The following is a 20,721-nucleotide window of genomic DNA, read 5'->3' on the forward strand; positions in this document are numbered from 1 at the left end:
GATCAGTGCATGCTGACCATTGCTCCACGTCTCGACGTCATGAACCGGCTCGGCCGGGCCATGGCGGACCCGACGCGCTCCCGGATACTGATGACCCTGCTCGCCGGCCCCAGCTACCCGGCGGTGCTCTCGCGTGAGCTGGAGCTGACCCGCTCGAACGTCTCGAACCACCTGACCTGCCTGCGCGACTGCGGCATCGTGGTCGCCGAGCCGGAAGGGCGGCAGACGCGCTACGAGATCGCGGACCCGCACCTCGCGGCGGCGCTGACCGCGCTGGTGGACGTGACGCTCGCGGTGGACGAGCACGCGCCCTGCATGGACGCTTCGTGCACGGTGCCGGGCTGCTGCGGGACGGGAGCGGGCGCGTGAGCGCGGCGTGCGGCTGCGAGCACGACGAGCCTGAGACCGCAGTCGGCGAAGAGGCCGAGGAGGCGGAGCGCCCCTGGTGGCGGGACCGCGGGATCATGGTCCCGGTCTTCTCCGGTGTGGCGTTCCTCACCGGTCTGGCGCTGGAGTGGTCCGGGATGGAGATCCCTGCGCTGGTGCTGTTCTGGATCGGCCTGCTGCTGGGCGCGTCGACGTTCACGCCGGGCGCGATCCGGAACCTCTTCAAGGGCAAGCTCGGCATCGGGCTGCTGATGACCATCAGCGCGGTCGGCGCGGTGATCCTCGGCTACGTCGAGGAGGCCGCAGCGCTGGCATTCCTGTACTCGATCGCCGAGGCGCTGGAGGACAAGGCGATGGACCGTGCCCGCGGCGGGCTGCGGGCACTGCTCAAGCTCGTCCCGGAGACCGCCACCATCCGCCGCGACGGCGTCTCGGTCGAGGTCGCCGCGAAGGATCTGGCTGTCGGGCAGCTGATGTTGGTGCGGCCGGGTGAGCGGATCGCGACCGACGGCGTCGTCCGCACGGGACGTTCCAGCCTGGACACGTCCGCGATCACCGGGGAGTCGATCCCGGTCGAGGTCGAACCCGGCGATGCCGTCTCCGCCGGCGCAATCAACACCGCCGGGGCACTGGAGGTCGAAACGACCGCGGCAGGCACCGACAACTCACTGACCACGATCGTCGACCTCGTGGAGAAGGCTCAGGCGGAGAAGGGCGATCGCGCCCGCCTCGCCGACCGCATCGCCCGCCCTCTCGTCCCGGGCGTGCTGATCCTCGCCGCCCTGGTCGCGATCATCGGCTCGCTGCTCGGCGACCCGGAGCTGTGGATCACCCGCGCCCTGGTCGTGCTGGTCGCGGCATCGCCCTGCGCACTGGCGATCTCCGTGCCGCTGACCGTGGTCGCGGCGATCGGCTCGGCGAGCAAGTTCGGCGTGATCATCAAGTCCGGTGCCGCGTTCGAGCGGTTCGGCGTGATCCGCCACGTCGCCGTCGACAAGACCGGCACCCTCACCCGCAACGAGCCCGCCGTCACCGCCGTCCTCACCGTGGACGGTGTGAGCGAGGCGGAGGCGCTGGCGTGGGCGGCCGCTCTGGAGCAGCACAGCACCCACCCCCTCGCCGCCGCGATCACCGCCGCAGCGCCGGATGCCCCTGCGGCGGAGGGCGTGACCGAGCAGGCCGGGCACGGCATCGAGGGCGAGCTCGCCGGCGCGCGGATCACCGTCGGCAGCCCGCGCTGGCTCGACGCCGGGACCCTCGGCGACCGGGTCGCGGGGCTGGAGGAGCAGGGCATGACAGTCGTGATCGTCCACCGCGGCGGCGTCCCGGTCGCCGCGATCGGCGTCCGCGACGAGCTGCGCCCCGAGGTCCCTGAAGTGGTCCGCACCCTCGCGACCCAGGGCATCGGGGTGACCATGCTCACCGGCGACAACGCCCGCACCGCCCGCGCCCTCGCTGCGCATGCAGGGATCGATGACGTCCGCGCCGAGCTGCGCCCCGAAGACAAGGCCGCCGCGATCGCAGAGCTCGGTGCGAAGGGGCCGGTCGCGATGATCGGCGACGGCATCAACGACGCCCCTGCGCTGGCCGCCGCGGACATCGGGATCGCGATGGGCGCGACGGGCTCCGACGCCGCGATCGAGTCGGCCGACGTGGCCTTCACCGGTCACGATCTGCGGCTTCTCCCGCGCGCGTTCGCCCATGCCCGTCGGGGGCGGCACATCATCAACCAGAACATCATCCTGTCGCTGCTGATCATCACCGCCCTGCTCCCGCTCGCCCTCTTTGGCGTCCTGGGGCTTGCGGCGGTGGTGCTGGTGCACGAGATCGCCGAGGTGATCGTGATCCTCAACGGCCTGCGCGCCGCGTCGACGCGGAAGGCAAGCACGTGACCGCGCAGGACGTCGCCGCCGCGTGACGGCTTGATCCGGGACCATGCGGATGACCTTTAGATTTCACATCAGAGTTCGCGCGCGTTGATCGGCGACTTGCCTGCTGGCTAGGGGCCTATCGGGCGGGCCGTATGCCGGGGTCTAATGGCCATGATCATTTGGTTCCGGTTTCCCTTCGCCTCGGGTCTGTCTTCGTTATGGTCGGGCGAAGGGGCGGGCAGCAGTCGGGGTCGTTTTCGCGGCGGTGTCGCCTGGCACGCGCTGTCATCACGATGCTTGCAACCACCGCGAGGATCAGGAGTGCGGCACCGCCCGTGATCACCCACGGGTTGCGGAGGAGGGTGCCGATCCCTGTGATCGTGCCTCCGACGACGAGAAGTGGAAGGAGGGCGCAGCAGCCGACCACGAGCAGTGCGGCGACGGCCCCAAGGAGCAGGCCACGGCCGCCTCGCTGGTCGTCCTGGTTGGGAGGCATTGGTGTTCTGTCCTCTCGTGGTGCCGTCTCAGCAGCAGGTCTCGGGACCGCAGCAGCTTCCAGACAGTTCGTCGGCACCGGTCCGGGGGCGCTCGAGCATCTCGGTGATCAGGGTGCTGCCAACCTCGAAGGCATCGGCGACCGTGAGGATTTGGGCCATCGGGTGTTCCGTGAGCCATCCGGCGGCGTCCTCGCGGGAAGCGAAGTAGTGGACCTGGTTGCAGAACGAGGAGCGAATCGAGTGCATGGCCTCGGGGCTGACCAAGGACACCACCGCGGTCGCCGGTTCCACGCTAGTGACACCGGCGGTCGAGTCGACGGTGACGCGGATCGTGTCGCCGCTGGCCGGGGAGATCGATTCGACCCGGGCGGGCCGATCGAGGAGCGTGGGGAAGATCAGGGTATCGAAGGCGCACCAGGTGTAGAGCTCCTCACCGGCGACGGTGAACCGGTGGGTGGTGGGGCGCAGGGTCAGGCCCTGACCGATAATCCGCCCCTGGTCGTCGTACTCGGTGTCCGGTGACGCGGCGAGGCGGGTGCGGACCTCGTCGGCGGTGAGAGCGGTGGCGGTCGCGAGCTGCTCGATGGTGACCGGGTCACCGGCGACAAGCAGCCGCAGGAGCGGAACCAGCAGGGCTGTCTCCTCGGACCGGGCGAGCCGATCGGTCAGGTCGGTAGTGAGGGGCGTCATGGCGAGGCTCCAGTTTCTGATGGGGTGGATCCGCTGTCTGGCGCGCGGTCAGGCGCAGCAGGACAGCATCGACACATCGGTGGTGAAGGCCTTGGCGACGATCCGGATGCCTTCGGCCGTGGTCAGGTACGGGGCCCACGCGTCGGCGACCTCGGTGATGGTCTTGCCGAGGATGTGGACACCTGCGGCGGCGAGTTCGCCGGCGTCCTTGGCGACCGCGGTCAGGCCGAGGATCTCGCCGGTGTCCGCGTTGGCGACCATCTTGATGAACCCGCGGGTGTCCCGGTTCACCAGCGCGCGGGGCACGTACTCCAGTGGCAGGACACGGCAGTCGCAGCGGATCCCGGCCGCGATGACCTCCTTCTCGGTCATCCCGACCGCGCCGACGGCAGGGCTCGTGAATGTGACCCGCGGCATCCGCGTGTAGTCGACCGACGTGCTGGCGTCAGTGAAGGCGTTCTCGGCGACCAACGTGCCGTGCCGGGCTGCGACGTAGACGAACTCGGGGTGCCCGGTGACATCCCCAGCCGCCCAGACGCGAGGGTTGGAGGACTGCAACTGGTCGGTGACCACGACCTCTCCGGCCTCGCCGGTCTTCACTTGCACGGTCTCGAGGTTGAGCCCGTCGGTGACCGGGGCGCGGCCGAGCGCGACGAGGATCTCGTCGGCACGGAACTCCTGCACGCCGCCCGAGACCTCGGCCGCGGCGACGATCTGGCCGGTGCCCGGGTCGCGGGTGACGCGGGTGGGGATGGCGCGGCGGACCACTCGGATGCCCTCGTCGGCGAAGATTTCCTGCAACGCCTTGGAGACTTCCGGCTCCTCCTTCGACGCCAGCCGGGACCTCACCAGCAGAGTCACCTTCGAGCCGAGCCGGGCGAACAACTGTGCCATCTCCAGCGCCACATAGCCCCCGCCGAGCACCAGCAGCGAGTCAGGCACCTCGGACAGCTCCATCGCCGACGTCGAGGTGAGAAAGTCGACGCCGTCCAGCCCCTCGATGGCAGGAGCCCACGGGCGGGAGCCTGTGGCGATGAGGTAGTGGGCGGCCTCGATGGTTTCGACGGTGCCGTCCGCGGCGGTGACCTCGAGGACCGACGCATCCGGCGTGCCGGCGAACGCCGCCTCGCCCTGGCGGACCGGCCAGCCGTAGGCTTCTGCCACGTCGATGTACTTCTCACTCCGCATCGCCTCGACCAGGTCCTGCTTGCCACCCACCAGCCCGTGCATGTCTACCGGGCCAGCGGTGGCGGCGATCCCCGGGAACCGGGAGCCCGCATCCGCGGCCACGTGGCGGGCCTCGGCGGCCGCGAGCAGCGCCTTGGACGGAACGCACCCCGTGTTCACGCACGTGCCGCCCAACGTGCCGCGCTCGATCATCACCACCGACTTTCCCAGTGTGGTGGCGCGGATCGCCGCGGCGAATGCCGCGCCACCCGACCCAATCACGGCCAGATCAAACCTCGATGGCATCCTTATTCCTCCCTGGACATCTTGGAACATCCCGCTGATACACTCATCATGAACCTTCCACCACAGGGGAAGGTCAAGCACGAAATTTGCGACCAGCGAAAAGGGGGGGCGGGGAATGCGGATCGGAGAGCTCGCCGACGCGGCCGGCACCACGGCGAAGACGTTGCGGTTCTACGAGGACCAGGGGCTCCTGCCGCCGGCCGGGCGCACGCCCAGCGGCTACCGCAACTACACCGCCGAGACCATCGCCCGAATCGACTTCATCCACCGCGGCCAAGCCGCTGGACTCACCCTCGCCCAGATCCAGCAGATCCTCCACATCCGCGACCACGGCCAAGCGCCCTGCAGCCACGTCCGCGACCTCCTCGACGCACGCCTCACCGATATCGACCAGCAGCTCAGGCAGCTCCACGACCTGCGCGACACCCTCGCCGGGCTCCGCGACCAGGCCGAGCACGTCGAGCCCGACACGTGCAGCTCGGATCAGGTCTGCCGCTATCTGTAGCCAAGCCCGGGGGTCTGTCCGATAATTCAGGCAGTCCCACTGGAGGCGCAAGCGTAGCGGGAGGCCATTGGTGCTCAGGTCGAGGTTGAGCGCAGCGCGGGATAGTCGGACCATTCGCCCCCGGAGAGGCGTGCCCAGGCGGCAGCTGATGACGCCGTGATGCCGAGCAGGTCGGACACGATTCGAGGATGCAGTTGTCGGGTGAGGTCCATCAGCGCGGTGACACGAGCGCTGCCGGCGAGGAGTCCTTCTTGACGGAGTCGACGGCTGAGCGGCCCGGGGGTGATCGGTCGGCCCGGGTTCCTGCCCGGGAAGAGCCAAGTGTCGGAGCGGTTGCCGTCGAGCAGCTGGACCATTGCTTCGGCGAGGACTTCGGGCAGCTCGATCGGTTCAGTTCCGACCGTCAGCGTCATGAGGCGCGCGGTCGTATCGACTTGTGCGCGGGTGATCGCTGCGATGCGGGTCAGGTGGAGCCCGTAGAACAGGACGAGCAATCCGCTGACTCGCGTCACGGGATCCATGTCGTCTCGCGTGATGAACGCGCGTGCCATCGTCCACCGATGGTCGGCGGCGTAGTCGCGCCCTTCGAGGCGATGGCTGCGGAACTCGACCCGGAGGCGGCTCAGGCGGTGCCGTCGCAGCCACCGGGTGAACGGCGCGAGGGCATCCCGTTGTGAGGGCGAACCGGTGAGGAAGCCGTCGAGAGATCGCTGCGGGTATGTCGTCAGCGTTTCGCCGCTCGCGCGGATCTGCTGCAGGAGGGCCGCGCACCGCTTCAGCGCCGCACGCACCTTCTGATAGGTGGAGCCGGATCGGACGGCCGTAGCTGGTCTGCCCCTGAGTGATCTGCCCGACGGCAGCAGCTCCCAGGTGCAGTACCGCCGTAGGAGGAGCCGGTCCTCGGGATGGGGGACGGTCGGAAGCCACCGTTGGAACCAGTGCTCGAACCTCGCCGCCTGGATGTCGAAATCGGGCAGCACGCCTGAGCGGATGAGGAGCGAGAGCAGGAATGCCACGGACTGGCCGGCGTGCGCTCTGGTCATGATCGCGTCCGCGGTGAGGGGCAGCGTGCCATCGGCGAGCTCACGGAGGACGACCGCACAGCGGCTCTTGTACAGCCACCGCTCGAGGGAGATCGCACTGCCGTGGTGCGTCACCAGATACTCCGCGAGCGGGTGCAGCTCGGGGCGGATCTCTCCGCTGTCGTCAGCAAGCAGTTGCTGGATGGCGATAGGTCGCCGGCACTCTACGCATAGCCGGTGCTTGCGCACCTCTTCGATCGTCCCGCATCCCGGGCATGCCATCGTCACGGGAGCTCCTGCGCACTCGGCGCAGACCTTGTGCCCATTCATGAAGCCAGTGAGGAACACCTTCCGCCCGCACTCCGGGCACGGCTGGGGGCGTCGCATCGCGTAGTAGCAGCGGGCGCAGACCCGTCGGCCGTCCAGGTGCGTCGCTACGCGGCCCGGCTCCCCGCAGAGCTCGCACATCTTGACCGGCGCGGTGTAGCACGCGAGACAGACGAGCGCGGGGCGACGGACGATAATCGTGGCGTTCTGCCCGCATCGCGAGCAGTCGCCGAACGACCGCGGATCGGCTCGCCAGCAGTCCCGGCAGAACCGTTGCCCATCGACGGTGCGCTGCACGGGCTGAACTCGTCCGCATCTGCCACACGCGACCGATCGGGCATTCCGTTCACAGCGCGAGCAGTGGCGACCGCCGGTCTGCGTCTTGTGAGGCATCCGAACGGCACGTCCACAGGAATCGCATGTAGGCAAGACGACCCGCCCGGCACCCTCGTTCACGAGAGCGTGGGCCAGATCCTGCACCGTCACCGGTACGTTCCGGTGTCGCCCTTCGAGGACTCCAGGTTGTTTGAGGAGTGCGAGTTCGAGACGCCGTTGGGTGAGCGGCACGGGTGCGACTTCAGCCACGATCTCAACAAGGCGCTCCACCGGGATCTCCGGCGCGATCGCGTGGACGAGCCCGGCGACCTCAGCAACCCTGGGCTCCTGCGGAGGCTTCGCCACCGCGGCCTACTTCGAGCGCGGGCGACGGATCGTGGCCCGCACGGGCCGCAGATCGCCGATCGCACCCCGCGTCGCCTCTTCACCCACCGCGACCGGGGCCGCAGCCTCCCGGCGGGTGACCTGCACGAGGTCGTCGAGCGAGCACTCCAACGCGTCGCACAGCGCGGCGAGCACGTCGATGCGAACCCGCTGCGGTGCTTGCGTCACCAGTCGGTACACCTGTTCCCGGGACAGGTCGACGCCCCGCTCCTCGAGCAACGGCTTCAGCTTGGAGGTCTGGAAGATCCCGCGCGAGGCCATCACGCTGCGGAGGTTCCATGCGGTCTCGAGCTCAACGGTCATCTGCTTCTCCTTCGATGAGGGCCTTCAATGCGTCCGCGAGTACCCGGTTCTTGAAGTCCGAGCTGACGGAGGCGTAGATCGAGGTCGTCGAAGCATGCATGTGCCCGACCTGCTCCTGGACGAATCGGTCGGCGTAGCCGAACTCGAGCAGGTGCGTCACGTACGAATGCCGGAGGCTGTGCAGAGTCAGGGCCTTTGACAAGCCGGCCTCGTCCCGCAGCTCCGCGAACCGCCGGTCGAGATAGCCGGCCGACAGTCGGGTGCGGCGTTCCGTCACCCACAGCGCGTCAAGATCACTGCCAGGGGCGAAACGATCGCGCGCCTGCTCCACCCACTGCTCCATGCCCGGCACCCACCAATCGAACTCCGGCACCAGCAGCACGGTACGTCGTCGTGGCGCGCCACCTCCCGCGGCCTTCGCCCACCGTACGTGGATCGCGCCATAGCGGCCCCACTGCCGCATCTTCGCGTTGTAGTGCAAGTCAACCGTGTCGAGCATCACCGCTTCTGTGCGCCGCAACCCGAACGCGTAGACCGTCTTCAACAGCTGCGCATCACGTAGCGCGCCGAGCGCCCCTTTGCGCCCGGACCCGACCAGTGTCTCCACGCGCGCATCAGCCGTGTCGAAGAGACGCTCCACCTCGTCATAGGCCAACGGGCGACGCTTTCCATCACCCTCGAACTCGAACCGATGCGCGACGGTGTTCCACGGCAAGCACACCTGCGACGGAATCTCCGCGAACTCTCGCTCGCAGATCTCCATCCAGTCATACAACGGGCTCGTCAAGTACTCGCAGAATCCATGGATTGAACCGTGGTTGTTCCGCAGCGTCGACAACGCTCGAACCCGGCCCATCGAATCGGCGGTGAACTCATCGACGTCTGCGACGGTCCACTTCCACGGCGGCTTGTCGACGAAGTCGCGAAACCGCGTGACCGTCGCCAGTCGATTCTGGATGGTCTGCTCACGCAGCCCGCGAGAACGCTGCTGGCTGCGCCACCCCTCCACCATCGCATCGAAGATCTGCTGCTCCGGGTTCGCCAACGCGATGTTCGACGTCGACGTGAGCAGTCGAAGTGACGCAGGGGAACCACCAAACTCTTGCATTAGATGCAACAAAGTACGACAGGATGCATCACCGAGTCAAGTCGAACGGACAGGTTCCCGACATTCCGCTGATACGGTCAGAGCATCAAGGCCTGAGAAATCCCAGTAGTCCTCGCCAGCAGGTGTAGACAGTTGCATTCACTGCAACAGTCGATGGTTTGTGGTGCGCGGCTCCTGGGCCGTCAACATCCGCAAATTCCTGCCGAAGTACCGATCCCTCGACGCGCTCGCGGCCCAGGGGATGATGCCGACCGATGTCGCGGAGCTGCTGACGACCGCCATGAACGACGGCCGCAGCGTGATCGTCTCGGGAGCGACGCACGCGGGCAAGACCACCATGCTCGGCGCGATGCTGGCCTCCTGCGCCGGTACGCAGCGCATCGTCACCGTGGAGGAGACATTCGAACTTGCCGTGGAGGGGCCCGATCTGGTCTCGCTCCAGGGGCGCCAGGCGAGTCTCGAGGGGACGGGGGAGATCACCTTGCGTCGACTGGTGAAGGAGGCGCTGCGCATGCGCCCCGACCGTCTCGTCGTCGGCGAGGTCCGCGACGCCGAAGCCCTCGATCTCGTGCTCGCGCTCAACACCGGCGTACCCGGGGCGTGCACCGTGCACGCGAACTCGGCGACCGAAGCCATCGAGAAGCTCACGATCCTCCCGCTCTTGGCGGGGCGGAACATCGATCGTGCTTTCATCGCACCGGCGCTCGCCGCGTCGATCGACCTGGTCGTGCACTGCGTCCGAGATCGGGCAGGACGGCGACACGTGCAGGAGATCATCGCCCCGACAGGTGACATCGACGAGGGGAAGGTGCGCACGAGGTCGGTCTACCGGGCGAGAACTCGGCAGAGCGACGATTTCGGCAGGGAGCGTGGGGGCCTGCGCCCGATCGAGGCCGCATCGTGACGGTGCTCGTCGGCGCTGTCCTCGCTGCGGGGGTGCTCCTGTGCCTCTCGCCATGGATGTGGCCACTGTCGGACGAGGCCGAACCGCTCCCGCGACAGGGTCGGCTCGTCCGTCTGATCGAGGAGGCGGGGTTCGACGGGCTCTCGCGACGTGTCCTTCTCGCCGTCATCATCGCGGCCGGGCTGGTCGCAGCCTCCGTGGTGTGGCTTCTGACCGGAATCGCCGTGCTCTCCATGCTGGCGGGCCTTGCGGGGGCGGCGGCGCCGATCATGCTCCTCCGAGGGCGCCGCACGCGACTGCGACGATTGCGGCGACAGCTCTGGCCGGACGTCTGCGATCTCCTGATCGCATCGATCCGCGTGGGTTTGTCGCTCCCCGACGCGGTGGCGAGTCTGGCGGAATCCGCACCGAAGATGCTCAGGCCGGCGTTCATCGTCTTCGCGAGAGATCTGCGGGCGAGCGGAAGGTTCGAGTCGAGCCTCGATCGGCTCAAGTCCACGTTGGCCGACCCCATCGGCGATCGCATCGCCGAGACCTTGCGGATGGCGCGTCAGGTCGGCGGCACGGAACTGATCAGTGTGCTGCGCGCCCTCTCGAGCTCGGTGCGGGCGGATGCGGCTCTCCGGGGCGAGGTCGAGGCGCGGCAGTCGTGGATCCGCGGTGCCGCGGTTCTCGGAGCCGTCGCGCCGTGGGTGATCCTCGGCCTGCTGGTGCTCCGACCGGAGGGCGCCGCGGCATACGGCACTCCCGAAGGCGTGATCGTGATCTGCCTGGGGGCGGCGGTGTCAGTCGTCGCCTTCCACGTCATGGTCCGCATCGGCCGGCTTCCCGAGCCTCGGCGGTGGTTCGGATGAGCGCGATCTCGGTCCTCGCGAGCGCCATCCTGATCGGGGGTGGCTTCGCCGCGGGAGTGATAAGCATCCTCTCCGCCCTCCCGCGGTGGAAGGCGGCATCTCTGGCCGTGCGGATCGGGCCTTACGTGCGCGACGTCGTGGCCGATGATCAGCTGCCCAGCGGGGTCCTTCCCGCTGCGGGAGCACTGCCGGCGAGCGGGCGGACGCTGTGGGAGCGCGCGCGAAGCGGGTTCGGGAGGATGCTCGGCGGGGGAGAGGCTCTCCGGCAGCGGCTGGCGCAGGCGGGGCTGCGCACCGACCCGGCTGCGTTCCGCGGGCGGCAGCTGGGGTGGGGTCTCGCCGGGATCGGTGTGGGCGCGGTCGTGCTGACCGTGCTGGCGGTGACCGGCCGGTTGTCGGTGCCGACGGGCGCGATGCCGCTGCTCTGCGGCGCGGCGGCCGCCGCCGCATACGACATGCAGCTCTCCGCGCGCGCCAGGTCCCGGCGGGCGCGGCTCACCGATGAGCTTCCGACGACGCTCGAATTCCTGGCTCTGTGTCTCTCTGCGGGTGAGGGCTTCCTCGATTCGCTGCGTAGGGTCGCCGATGTGGGGTCGGGTGAGCTCACCGCCGAGCTGCGCCAGGTGGTGCTCGCGGTCGGCACCGGCTCCCCGTTGGCCGATGCGCTGAACGAGATGGCGCGACGGCTGCAGCTTCCCGGACTGTCTCGCGTCGTCGACCAGGTGATCGCTGCGCTCGAGCACGGTGCGCCGCTCGCCGCCGTCCTGCATGCACAGGCGGGCGATGCGCGCGAAGACGCGAAGCGCGCACTGATCGAGCAGGCGGGGCGCAAAGAGATCCTGATGCTCCTCCCTGCTCGGTCGGTTTGCATCTGACGCTCCGGTCACCCTCCCGAAGTTCCCCTTCGAGGTCTCCCTCCGGGACGTCGCTGAGGCCGCGTGATGCGCTCTCTCGACGTGGTTGCTTGCAGCGACGAATCACGGCTGGTTTTGTCGCGCCCGAAAGCTCCCGACAGCACCTGCTGACGGGTCACCCAGGGCGAAGCCCACCCAGGATCGCGAGATCCGCCCAGGGCGGCGTCCACCCAGAGAATCGAGATTGAAATGACCATCAACACCGCACCATTCGTGCAGGCGTTCACCACCTTCCGGCGCTCGCTGGCGCAGGCCGTGGATTACCAGAACCCGAACTACACGAACTCGGCTCTTCACCGTGAGCGGTTCAAGCAGGTGATGGATGCTCGCGCGGCGCTCCTCAACCTGATTCCGGAGGCGAAGGATGCAGACGCCGACGCGCAGATCGCCGAGGTGCTCGACGGGCTCGCACCGAAGAACGCGGACGAGGTGGCGCTTCAGGAGGCGGAGTGGCGCAAGGTCACCGCGCTCCTGGCCGCTGACCGGTCGCTTGAGCAGATCATTCTCGGGGCGAACCCGCTCCGACTCGCGGCAATCGCGCAGTGGATCGAGGTCTCACCGGAGGCGCTCGCATCGGTCGACCCGTCCGGCGTGATCGCTGAGGTCCGCGAGCTGGTGTTTCAGCAGCTGGTGCAGCACGGCGTTCCGGCAGCGACCCGAGTCCGCGACCTCACGGCCGACGCCAACTTGGTGTCGGCGTGGCGCGACCTGCTGGTCGAGGCACTGGAGGGCGCATCCTCGTTGGGTGCAATGTCGCGTGTCGCGCGCCTCGACCCGCAGGGGTACGCGGCGCTCGGGATCGACGAGAACCTGGACCGAGACCTCCAGATCGATCACAAAGTCGAGAAGCTCGACGGGCTTCGCCTCCGCCCTGACGCTGTGGCCGCGAAGGGCGCGTGATCGTGTCCGCGCGCCAGTCCGGGGTACGGACGCCGCCGGAGGTGGAGGCGGAGATCGTGCGCCTGGTCCGTGCCGGACTGACGCGCGGTCAGGTCGCCAAAGCTGTGGGCGTCCACCCGCAGACGGTCTCGCGGGTCGTACGCGACGCGGAGGGGCTGGAGTTCGCCCGCACGGGCTCCAGCTCCTCAGGCACCCCGGAGGCTATGGCAAAGGCACGGACGTACCAGTCGGAGTATGCGAAGACCCGCCGGAATGATCTGGCGGACAAGCTGCTCGACCAGATCGCACGCGCTACGGAGCTGGCGGTGAACGAGAGCGACCCCCGCAAGTTCCAGGCATTGATGCAAGCGGCGGACGCGGCAACTCGGGCTTACAACACCATCACGAAGACGGACCAGGCGGGCGACAGCGGTTTGAAGCACGGCCTTTCGATGCTGGAGAAGTTCACTGAGGCGGCGGCGACTGTTGCTGATCTGCTCCCGCCGATTCGGCCGGGGCTGATCCAGGACTAGCGCTCCGCGCCTCTTCCTTGAATTGAGAAGGCCCGGCACCCCTCAGAGGGCGTCGGGCCTTTTCCGTGTCCAAGAAACCCTCACGGAGAGCCGCGCGCTCCCGCGTGAGAGGCACGTCTATCCTGAGGATGTGTTTCGGCGAAAGCAAACAGACGTCAGCGTGGATCACTTCGCCGCGCGTGTGCGGCTCCTGAATGCTGAGCTGGACAAGACTAGAGAAGCAGCCGTCGAGCGCACACGTCTACTGAACACCAAGGCCTCTTTTGTCGTGGTGGCCGCAGGCGTGATCGGAAGCGCGAGTTCGGTCGGAGTACAGGAAGCCGATTCAGGTTTGATCTGGCTCATTCCGTTCGCCCTCACGTTCCTGACCGTTCTCGCCGCGACGATCACTCTTTGGCCACGCCGCTTGCAGGTTGGCGGTGGACGCGAGATGGTCACCGAATGGCGCGTCAGTGAACTCACTGAAGAGAGCCTCGAAGACCACATCCTTGAAGTTAAAGCCTCGGAGATCGAGAGCAGGGATGCACAGTACAAGACGGGCGCTAGATGGACGCGGGTCGCCTTCGTATTGTTGTTGCTGAGTCTTGTCTCCGTCGTCACAGTTGCGACTCTCGACGCGCTACCCGCCGCGAGCCCTGCTCCCGCCGTCAGCCCAAGCCCAACACCCTAGTGAGGCCCCAATGGCATCCAAGCCTTCACCGAAGCCAAAGCCGCAGAGCCCCAAGCCCGATTCTTCGCGCCCGGACGTCAGCAACGTGATGTTGCACTTGTCGCATTCCGACGATTCCGAGAAGAAGAGCGAGTGATGCCCTCCACCGAGAGGGGCAAGCAACCGCCAAAGCCCCCTGCGAAACCCAATGTGGAGAAGGTGCTCAAGCGGGTCAAAGAGGAGAAGCGCGCGAAGCCTGGAGATGCACCGCCGCTTCGTGGCTGACGCGAACGATAAGGATCCTTCGACTCAGCGCCGAGTTCACTGTGCGGGGACTTGCAGTACCCGACGCAGTTGAGATCCACCGGGTTCGAGGCGATACGAAACGACGACGTTGGCAGGACCCGAGAGCGTGTAACGCGAGACGAGTACGAACTCCTTCGCCTGGCCCGGCGACAGCGACGCCGGGTCGAGGGCGACCTCGTGAAGGCGTCGCTTATCGAGGTCCGTCAAACCCTCGACGTCGACCATGTAGGCGACGTCCGGCCCCTGGTTGATTAGAAGCCAGGTTTCACCGTTCTTGCGTTCGATCCGAAAGTCAGCTGTTCCACTTTCGCGCTCGGCGAGGACGCTCTGAGGACGGTTGGGATCGTCGAGTGCTGCGACCATGGTGGCACGCTGCTGTGCGTCCTTCGACCGGCTATTCGATGCGAGAGTGAGGTACCCGAAAACTGCGGCAACCACAACTGCCGCTACAGCGGAGCCCGAGCCGACCCACTGCGCCCATAGGGAAGCCGCCTCGTACTCAGTCATACGCTCACGTTAGCGGTTCTGTCAGACTCCAGGGATGGATGATCTGGAGCGTCAGCGGCAGTTGCAGCTGGAGCGAGACACCCTCGCTTTCGACACGCCGAACTGCCCGGCGTGCCTACGCCGCATGGAACCCGCCGAGGCTAACTGCGAACCGGTCTGGCAATGTGCCGAGTGCGGTCGGGTTCTCAGCACGAACTAATCTGCGCACTCGGGTTGTCAGAACAGCGGAGGGGCGTCGATCGGTGCAACTGAGGAGTGCACCTCGTCGAGAGCGTCGCTGAGTTCGTTCGTTGTGCGAATGGCCTTCGCGCCCTTGTTGATCAGGATGCGGTTGCCCATGGGTGTGTCCTCGCCGAAGTCCACAGCGAGAACCGGGCGACCAAGCTGGATCGCGCCCTCACCAGCAGCGAGGGTCCCGCCCTTCTCGCCAGCTTCAATGACAACTAGTGCCTTCGACAAGCCGAAGATGATGCCATTGCGCGCCATTGCGGCATGAGCTTGCCAGGTCTGGCTCGGCGGGAACTGCGATACGACCAGGGTTCGATCCCAATTGAAGTCGTCGGCGAAGTTCTTCTTCACTCGGAAGTGGTTGAAGCCCTCCGCGAGCACTATCACGGTGCTGCCGCCATTCCTGAGGGCGGCAAGATGGGTCGCCGTGTCCACACCAGCCGCGTATCCGGAAACCACAGACATCCCCTTGTTGGTCACAAGCTCGCCGCAGCGACCGGCAGCTTCGAGGCCTTTAGCGCTGACGTGACGGGAGCCGCACATGCCGACTCCATCCATGTACAGCAGGTCTTTGTTGCCTCGGTAGAACAGGATCGGCGCGATGGGTTTGTCGTTCTTCACGAGGATCTTCGGGAAGTCCTCGGATCGGAAAATGACGGCTCCGATACCAGCGCGCTGCATCTCGTCGGCCTTGGCTTCGACCTCCACTCGGGCGGACTCCGATAGAGCAGCGAGCGCCTGTTCGAGAACTTCGAGACCCTCGGCCCGCAGCGCGCGGGTGATCTGGCCGGGCGTGCGCAACTCAGCGAACCCCGCGAGAGCGAGTTCGAGCGTGTGCACGGAGTTCAACAGGGTCACCACCTAATAGTCCTCGCAACGGTCAGTGAAAGCGCTCTGTCGGCCCCGGCACGCTTGGCGGCGGCAGCAGCGCCGCTCGCGCTGCCACCAGTGTGGTAGACGTCATCCAGCACGATGACATCGCCCGTGAGTTGCCCTTGCACGGTGAACACGTCAGTGAGGTCCTGCGGCGTTTCCTTCTGCTGGGGTCGAGGGCCGGGAGAAGAGGTCTCCACGAACGGAATACCAACCTTCGTGGCGACCTCGCGGGCCAGTATCTCCCCGAAGCTCTGGCCGTCAGCCTTGTGGCCCGGTGCCGTGACAATCGCGGTTGCGTTGGCGTACAGAGGATGATGCTGGATCACGTTGACGAGCGCGTCGATCATGAGGCGGCGCGAGTTGCGCGAGTTGCTCCACGTCGGCTCGCTCGCGTGCTTGGTCGTCCAGATCCAGTACCCGGCGGGAGTCCGTTCAAGCTCATCTTGATCGTTCGGCCGGTTGTACATGTCGAGCGTGATCGCAACGTCCACATAGTCGGGGGCAGGAATGCTTAGCACCGAAGCTAAATTCTGCATGGTGGTTTCGAGGTTGTCGGGCGCTCCATCGCGGAAGAGGAAGCCGTGAGTGTAATCGTCCGCGACATGCTCGGCGAGGGGTCTCGATTCGCATGAGCTACCGAAGATCATCTGTATCTGGTCGGCGATCCAATCCGGGCAATCGACCACCAGCGCGGTGCCCCGGCGAACTTCCGTGATCCGGTACTTCGCAACCTTGTCGCCGCGCCGTTCCCAGTGCAGCCCCTTCCAGATGATGTCCTGACTCATCTCGCCCCCTTTGCGCCTTAGCCGAACGATACACGCGACCGCGGACATCGCTGTGGGGCGCACCGGCTTCAAGTCTGCATGGGCGTTCCTGCTGCAAACCGAGAGAGCGAGAATCCCCGTTCAAACGGTAAAATAGGTTCTGCGAGACCCCCAACACGCGCTCCGTGTCGGGGGTCTCGCTTTTGCGCGACACGTCGTGTGGTGCTCCCAGATTGCGCCTCGGGGTACGGCCTGGTAAAATCCGGGGCGTTCGGCATCGCGAGGTGCTGAACAACAACTCCACAAGACGACTTCCGTAGGGGCTCTGGTTCCTGTCCCTACGCGGTAAACGAGCAATCGATTACTGACGGCGTAAGCCGTGGCGGTGAGCAAATCCTACTGACGCACACCGTATCCCACCGAGGGTGGAAGGTCTCATTCGAGACCGGCCCGGTTCATCCGGCGCTTCCCCTCAACGGATACGGGAGTGCGTCTTCGTCGTCTTAGGCGGCACTCCCAGTCAAGTTGGGAGCGCCAACGTGGCAACTTCAACCACACACTGGGAAGCTCGACCGCTTCCCGTCGAGGACATGACAAGGCTGCTGGTCTTGCTGTTCGCCCCCGTCGCAGACGCACCCGAGGGGGTGCAGGCGGCGTGAGTACCATCCATCTGCCCCGCAACCTGCGCCGCTACCTTCCGGGCAAGCCGGACGCCGACACCGCAGTGTGGCTCACCGTTCTGGGGGCTACATTCGCCTTCGACATCGGTTTGGTGGTACTCATCACCCGAATGGCAGGCGTCTGATGGTCAGGCTCGATCCAGAAGCCGTACAGCTGCTCGGAGGCCCTGACGAGCCTGAGGTTGTCACCACAGCACTCGAATGGGCAGAGCGAGGATGGGCGGTCTTCCCGCTCCGCCCCAACGAGAAGATGCCCGCGATTGCGAGCCCACACCTGAAGGGTTCAAAAGAGAGGGCGGAGTGCACCGGCCAGTGTGGCAAGCTCGGCCACGGAGCGCACGACGCTAGCCGGGACCCAGAGAAGATCCGCCGGATGTTCGCGGGACGACCGAATGCCAACATCGGCGGTGCGACCCTCGGGCGCGTGGTGTTCGACTTCGACATCCACCACGGAGCCGAACGGCGCGACGTATTCCCGGTGACACGTGAGCACCTCAGCGGCCGAGGCAATGGCAACGTCCACGTGGTGTACCTCGTCGGAGATGGCTTCGCGCAGCGGATCAAATCGGGGACCCACGTCCTCGGGACTGGGGTGGATATCCGCGCTGGGGCTGGCTCCTACATCGTCCTGCCGCCCTCCACTCACCCGGAGACCGGCAAGCCTTATGCGGTCGCCGACGACACGGTGCCGGAGCATGCACTGACCGATGACGACGTGCGCGTGATCTGGTCCGCCTACGGCGCAAATCTCCCTGGTGAGGCCTCTCCTGCGGCCTCCCACGACCTCCCGGGGGGTGGAGTGCGTCTTGGTGGTCCCAGCATCGTCGAGCTCCTCTCCAACCCTCCCGCGCGTCGAGAGGGACAGACCAACGACTGGCTGACCAAGGTGGCCGGTCACTACGCACACCAGTACCGCGACAAGCGGGATCTCTACGTGCTGCACGTCCGGCTTGCCGCCGCCATGGTCGATTCGAGCTACGAGGACATCGAGACCGTCATGGACTCGATCTGGGGGAGCGAGCAGGCCAAGCCGATCCCGGCCGACGAACGCGAGCAGCGGATCGCTGAGCGAGTCGAGGCGAAACTAGTCGAACACGAGGCCAAGGCGCAGTTCACCCGTGCGCTCGCGGAACTCGAACCGGCTGAGCCGTTCGACGCGGGGTCGCTCGCGGAGATCCTCGCGCGTCCCGATACCACCCGGTTCCGTGTCGATGGTTTGGTGCTCTCCGAGGGGTTCACCACGGTGGTGGCCGCGCGCAAGACCGGCAAGACCACGTTCAACCTGAACCTCGCGGACTCGCTGCTTACGGGGCGCGACTTCCTCGGGCGGTTCCCGGTCGAGCCGGTCGAAGGGCGTATCGCGCTGCTCAACTTCGAGGTGGCAGCTAAGCAGGTCGCTCACTGGGCCAACCTCGTCGGGGTCGATCCTGATCGGTTCGACATCGTGACGCTTCGCGGTCGCCGGAACCCGCTGCTGCACCCGCAGGATCGCGCCGACCTCGCGGAGTATCTGCGAGAGCGCGAGGTGGAGTTCCTGTTCGTGGACCCGCTGTCACGGGCCTTCTACGGCGACAACGCCAACGACAACACGCAGATGCAGCGGTTTCTGTCGGACCTGGACACGTTCGCGCGCTCGGAGGTCGGGGCTACCGATGTGGTGCTCAACGTCCACGCGGGCTGGAACGCCGATCGCTCGCGTGGTGCATCAGCTACGGAAGACCACCCCGATTCGATCATCTGGCTCAAGCCCGGCGACAGGGAGAAGGGCGACAAGTCCACCTACATCGAGGCGAAGGGTCGTGACGTGGACGTGGAGGAGATGCAGCTGGCGTTCGACCCCTCGACCTATCGCCTGTCGCTGACCGGAGAGGGCTCGCGGCGCGAGGTCAAGCAGGCGCAGAAACGGAGCGACCTCGAACCCGAGATCCTCCTGCTTGTGACCGCGAAGCCCGGTATCAACTCCGGCGCGATCACGGTGGGGCTCAAGGAGCGGGGCAACAGCTTCCAGAAGGGAGCCGAAAACGACGCCCTCCGAGCGATGCGAGCCGCTGGCCGCATCGGGTGGAAGAAGGGGCCGAACAACGCCTCGCTCTGGTACCCGGCGGGACACCCCAGCGCGGCGACGACGGCACCCCTGGCGGGTATCGGGGAGGAGGAGTTCTGATGCCGGTTTCCCCGAGTTTCCCCGCACCCGGTTCCCCCGAGTTTCCCCAAGCCGGCGAGCCGCGTCACGACGCGGTTTCCCCGAGTTTCCCCGAGCTTCCCCACCGGTTCCCCCAGCCAGTTCCCCCGCCCCCTTTAGAGGGGCGGGGGAGCGGGGAACCCAGGGGAACCACAGCCCGGGGAACCCAGCAGCACAAGCCAAGAACGACAACCTTCTCATCTCTTCCCAACCTTTCGCGCGCGATGGAGGCGCTCTCATGAACACCAACAACTCTCTGATTCCCGCCGGTCTGCCGGATTGGCTTTCCGCTCACGTCGAGGAGGTGGCGGGGTGGGGGCCAGCTCCTGCGGCTCGTGGGTGTTGGGTCGTCGGGTGCCGCCGAGATGCCCAGCTGCTCGGGCTCTGCAAGACGCATCACCGCAGGGCCGAGCGTGCATGGAAGCCGCGCCCATCGGACTCCGCCCGGTGGCGTGATGAATCCACGGGCCGCAAGTACGGGCGCAAGACGCAGCCGGAACGACCGTCCCGGCTCGAAACCGAGGAGGTGGCGCGATGAAGAAGCCGATGCCCGAGTGGGTGGCGTGGGTTGGGCTCGCGGCGCTGCTGGTCGCCGCCCCGATTGTCGGCGCGGCGCTCGGTGCCTGGCTCGTCACCCCGTAGCCACATAGACCCCCGGCGGCTGTCAGCGTCCCGCCCGGACGTCCGCGTCAGTCGCCGGGCCTCACCCACCACCAACGCCATTAGGAGGTACCTGAAATGAACACGAACGACAACAACGACGCACGCTACGCCGAGCAGCTTGCAAAGGACACTGCCGACGCGAAGCGAGCACCTGAGATCGCGGCATGGCTTCGGCTCGGCCCGCTCTACTTCCAGGAGATCGTCGGGTTCCGGCGGGATCGGCTGATCGAGCAGGGCTACTCGACCGAGCGTGTGGAAGCGCGCGCGGCGGAGTCAGTGCTCCACGACCTCGGCCGCGTCGGTGGACAGGGCGGGCCAGTGGTCTTCGAAGGATCGCAGTTCCACCTGGACGAGAGTCGCCGCGCAGTGATCGATGCCTGGGTCCGCGAGGACGCATTCCGGCAGGCTGGCATCACTTCGGATGACCTGGACGGCGTGCTGTGAGCGTCGATCCGTTCGAGCCTGTGGAGGTGGGGCCTGACGCCCCGCTCCTCGGGCCGGGCGAGGAGTGGGTACACCCGCACGGGCGACCGGACACAGACCGCCTGGTCGTGCGGACTGTCCCGGACGATGCCCCGCCGCTGGTGCGGGAGGGGCTGGTCCGCCGTCGCATACAGGCGGTCGAGGGCACCTGCCCGTGTGACGGTCGCCTGTTGTGGTGGGACGAGTGCTCAGACCCCGAGGCCCGAGAGCGGATCTTCGGTCCCACGACCGACTACGGCGGCGGCGTCGACTCATCCCGTGTGGTGGCAGTTCACCGGGACGAGTGCCCGGCGCATGACCGGAACCTAGTGCCCGCGCTCGCCGCATGGCATGAGGAGCGGGGCGACTGACCGGGTGCCGGGGCGTCCCTACCGCCCCGGTTTCCCGGTCGCACGT

General features: G+C 66.9%; 20 protein-coding genes. 12 read left to right on the forward strand and 8 right to left on the reverse strand.

The window, feature by feature from the left end:
• Positions 1-9 precede the first annotated feature (9 nt).
• Both D514_RS22425 and D514_RS22430 read left to right on the forward strand, forming a co-directional pair.
• Positions 10-369 carry a helix-turn-helix transcriptional regulator gene (locus D514_RS22425; protein WP_017828515.1) on the forward strand — a complete coding sequence of 120 codons (360 nt, stop codon included), beginning with the start codon at positions 10-12 and terminating at the stop codon, positions 367-369.
• The gene (locus D514_RS22430; protein ID WP_174524677.1) at positions 366-2,279 is read left to right on the forward strand and encodes a cation-translocating P-type ATPase; all 1,914 of its coding nucleotides are present in this window, start codon (positions 366-368) and stop codon (positions 2,277-2,279) included. Before D514_RS22425 ends, D514_RS22430 begins: the two co-directional genes overlap by 4 nt.
• A 503-nt stretch (positions 2,280-2,782) precedes the next feature.
• Here the strand turns inward: D514_RS22430 and merB are convergent.
• Entirely contained in the window at positions 2,783-3,445 is a 663-nt protein-coding gene (gene merB, locus D514_RS22435; RefSeq protein ID WP_017828517.1) for an organomercurial lyase MerB, read from the reverse strand.
• A 48-nt stretch (positions 3,446-3,493) separates the two neighbouring features.
• Positions 3,494-4,918: a mercury(II) reductase gene (merA, locus tag D514_RS22440; RefSeq protein WP_031205421.1), complete on the reverse strand. Its 1,425-nt coding sequence runs from the start codon at positions 4,916-4,918 to the stop codon at positions 3,494-3,496.
• 115 nt (positions 4,919-5,033) lie between these two features.
• On the opposite strand from merA, the gene D514_RS22445 reads away from it, so the two are divergent.
• The gene (locus tag D514_RS22445; protein WP_017828519.1) at positions 5,034-5,423 is read left to right on the forward strand and encodes a heavy metal-responsive transcriptional regulator; all 390 of its coding nucleotides are present in this window, start codon (positions 5,034-5,036) and stop codon (positions 5,421-5,423) included.
• 74 nt (positions 5,424-5,497) lie between these two features.
• Here the strand turns inward: D514_RS22445 and D514_RS22450 are convergent, their stop codons facing one another.
• The 3 genes from D514_RS22450 to D514_RS22460 all read right to left on the reverse strand — a co-directional run bounded on the left by D514_RS22450 (position 5,498) and on the right by D514_RS22460 (position 8,840).
• Entirely contained in the window at positions 5,498-6,727 is a 1,230-nt protein-coding gene (locus D514_RS22450) for a hypothetical protein (protein WP_236610901.1), read from the reverse strand.
• A 732-nt stretch (positions 6,728-7,459) separates the two neighbouring features.
• On the reverse strand, positions 7,460-7,795 hold the full coding sequence (locus D514_RS22455; protein WP_017828522.1) for a helix-turn-helix transcriptional regulator: 336 nt from the start codon (positions 7,793-7,795) through the stop codon (positions 7,460-7,462).
• On the reverse strand, positions 7,785-8,840 hold the full coding sequence (locus D514_RS22460) for a tyrosine-type recombinase/integrase (protein WP_017828523.1): 1,056 nt from the start codon (positions 8,838-8,840) through the stop codon (positions 7,785-7,787). Before D514_RS22460 ends, D514_RS22455 begins: the two co-directional genes overlap by 11 nt.
• A 226-nt stretch (positions 8,841-9,066) precedes the next feature.
• Between D514_RS22460 and D514_RS22465 the strand changes: the two genes are divergently transcribed.
• The 6 genes from D514_RS22465 (at position 9,067) to D514_RS22490 (ending at position 13,657) form a co-directional block, all read left to right on the forward strand.
• Positions 9,067-9,807, forward strand: coding sequence for a CpaF family protein (locus D514_RS22465; RefSeq protein ID WP_236610898.1), 741 nt, complete (start codon positions 9,067-9,069; stop codon positions 9,805-9,807).
• Positions 9,804-10,661 carry a type II secretion system F family protein gene (locus D514_RS22470; RefSeq protein ID WP_017828525.1) on the forward strand — a complete coding sequence of 286 codons (858 nt, stop codon included), beginning with the start codon at positions 9,804-9,806 and terminating at the stop codon, positions 10,659-10,661. Before D514_RS22465 ends, D514_RS22470 begins: the two co-directional genes overlap by 4 nt.
• On the forward strand, positions 10,658-11,536 hold the full coding sequence (locus D514_RS22475; protein ID WP_017828526.1) for a type II secretion system F family protein: 879 nt from the start codon (positions 10,658-10,660) through the stop codon (positions 11,534-11,536). The genes D514_RS22470 and D514_RS22475 overlap by 4 nt, the downstream gene beginning before the upstream one ends.
• 228 nt (positions 11,537-11,764) lie before the next feature.
• Entirely contained in the window at positions 11,765-12,475 is a 711-nt protein-coding gene (locus tag D514_RS22480) for a hypothetical protein (RefSeq protein ID WP_017828527.1), read from the forward strand.
• Positions 12,472-12,987, forward strand: coding sequence for a helix-turn-helix domain-containing protein (locus D514_RS22485; RefSeq protein WP_017828528.1), 516 nt, complete (start codon positions 12,472-12,474; stop codon positions 12,985-12,987). Before D514_RS22480 ends, D514_RS22485 begins: the two co-directional genes overlap by 4 nt.
• Before the next feature lie 160 nt (positions 12,988-13,147).
• Positions 13,148-13,657 carry a hypothetical protein gene (locus D514_RS22490; protein WP_017828529.1) on the forward strand — a complete coding sequence of 170 codons (510 nt, stop codon included), beginning with the start codon at positions 13,148-13,150 and terminating at the stop codon, positions 13,655-13,657.
• A gap of 300 nt (positions 13,658-13,957) precedes the next feature.
• On the opposite strand, the gene D514_RS22495 is transcribed toward D514_RS22490, so the two are convergent.
• The 3 genes from D514_RS22495 to D514_RS22505 all read right to left on the reverse strand — a co-directional run bounded on the left by D514_RS22495 (position 13,958) and on the right by D514_RS22505 (position 16,338).
• The gene (locus D514_RS22495; protein ID WP_017828530.1) at positions 13,958-14,449 is read right to left on the reverse strand and encodes a hypothetical protein; all 492 of its coding nucleotides are present in this window, start codon (positions 14,447-14,449) and stop codon (positions 13,958-13,960) included.
• A gap of 216 nt (positions 14,450-14,665) precedes the next feature.
• A complete protein-coding gene (locus D514_RS37955) occupies positions 14,666-15,535 on the reverse strand; it encodes a DNA-processing protein DprA (RefSeq protein ID WP_144052923.1) in 870 nt (289 codons plus the stop codon).
• Entirely contained in the window at positions 15,532-16,338 is an 807-nt protein-coding gene (locus D514_RS22505) for an AAA family ATPase (RefSeq protein WP_144052924.1), read from the reverse strand. The genes D514_RS37955 and D514_RS22505 overlap by 4 nt, the downstream gene beginning before the upstream one ends.
• A gap of 634 nt (positions 16,339-16,972) precedes the next feature.
• On the opposite strand from D514_RS22505, the gene D514_RS38835 reads away from it, so the two are divergent.
• From D514_RS38835 to D514_RS22510, 3 genes are all read left to right on the forward strand, one after another.
• Positions 16,973-17,122 carry a hypothetical protein gene (locus D514_RS38835; protein ID WP_186004804.1) on the forward strand — a complete coding sequence of 50 codons (150 nt, stop codon included), beginning with the start codon at positions 16,973-16,975 and terminating at the stop codon, positions 17,120-17,122.
• The gene (locus D514_RS37960) at positions 17,122-19,161 is read left to right on the forward strand and encodes an AAA family ATPase (protein ID WP_081603834.1); all 2,040 of its coding nucleotides are present in this window, start codon (positions 17,122-17,124) and stop codon (positions 19,159-19,161) included. The genes D514_RS38835 and D514_RS37960 overlap by 1 nt, the downstream gene beginning before the upstream one ends.
• Positions 19,162-19,917: 756 nt before the next feature.
• Positions 19,918-20,286 (forward strand): hypothetical protein, encoded by a 369-nt coding sequence (locus D514_RS22510; RefSeq protein ID WP_017828535.1) that lies wholly within the window; start codon positions 19,918-19,920, stop codon positions 20,284-20,286.
• Positions 20,287-20,721 lie beyond the last annotated feature (435 nt).

The sequence above is a fragment of the Microbacterium sp. UCD-TDU genome (assembly GCF_000340625.1).
Classification (GTDB): Bacteria; Actinomycetota; Actinomycetes; order Actinomycetales; family Microbacteriaceae; genus Microbacterium; species Microbacterium maritypicum.

Bases quoted from the DNA above. Each gene is read 5' to 3' on its own strand.
- D514_RS22425 (WP_017828515.1), top strand. From the start codon at position 10: ATGCTGACCATTGCTCCACGTCTCGACGTCATGAACCGGCTCGGCCGG.
- merB (WP_017828517.1), bottom strand. From the start codon at position 3,445: ATGACGCCCCTCACTACCGACCTGACCGATCGGCTCGCCCGGTCCGAG.
- merA (WP_031205421.1), bottom strand. From the start codon at position 4,918: ATGCCATCGAGGTTTGATCTGGCCGTGATTGGGTCGGGTGGCGCGGCA.
- D514_RS22445 (WP_017828519.1), top strand. From the start codon at position 5,034: ATGCGGATCGGAGAGCTCGCCGACGCGGCCGGCACCACGGCGAAGACG.
- D514_RS22450 (WP_236610901.1), bottom strand. From the start codon at position 6,727: ATGGCATGCCCGGGATGCGGGACGATCGAAGAGGTGCGCAAGCACCGG.
- D514_RS22455 (WP_017828522.1), bottom strand. From the start codon at position 7,795: ATGACCGTTGAGCTCGAGACCGCATGGAACCTCCGCAGCGTGATGGCC.
- D514_RS22475 (WP_017828526.1), top strand. From the start codon at position 10,658: ATGAGCGCGATCTCGGTCCTCGCGAGCGCCATCCTGATCGGGGGTGGC.
- D514_RS22480 (WP_017828527.1), top strand. From the start codon at position 11,765: ATGACCATCAACACCGCACCATTCGTGCAGGCGTTCACCACCTTCCGG.
- D514_RS22495 (WP_017828530.1), bottom strand. From the start codon at position 14,449: ATGACTGAGTACGAGGCGGCTTCCCTATGGGCGCAGTGGGTCGGCTCG.
- D514_RS22505 (WP_144052924.1), bottom strand. From the start codon at position 16,338: ATGAGTCAGGACATCATCTGGAAGGGGCTGCACTGGGAACGGCGCGGC.
- D514_RS37960 (WP_081603834.1), top strand. From the start codon at position 17,122: ATGGTCAGGCTCGATCCAGAAGCCGTACAGCTGCTCGGAGGCCCTGAC.
- D514_RS22510 (WP_017828535.1), top strand. From the start codon at position 19,918: ATGAACACGAACGACAACAACGACGCACGCTACGCCGAGCAGCTTGCA.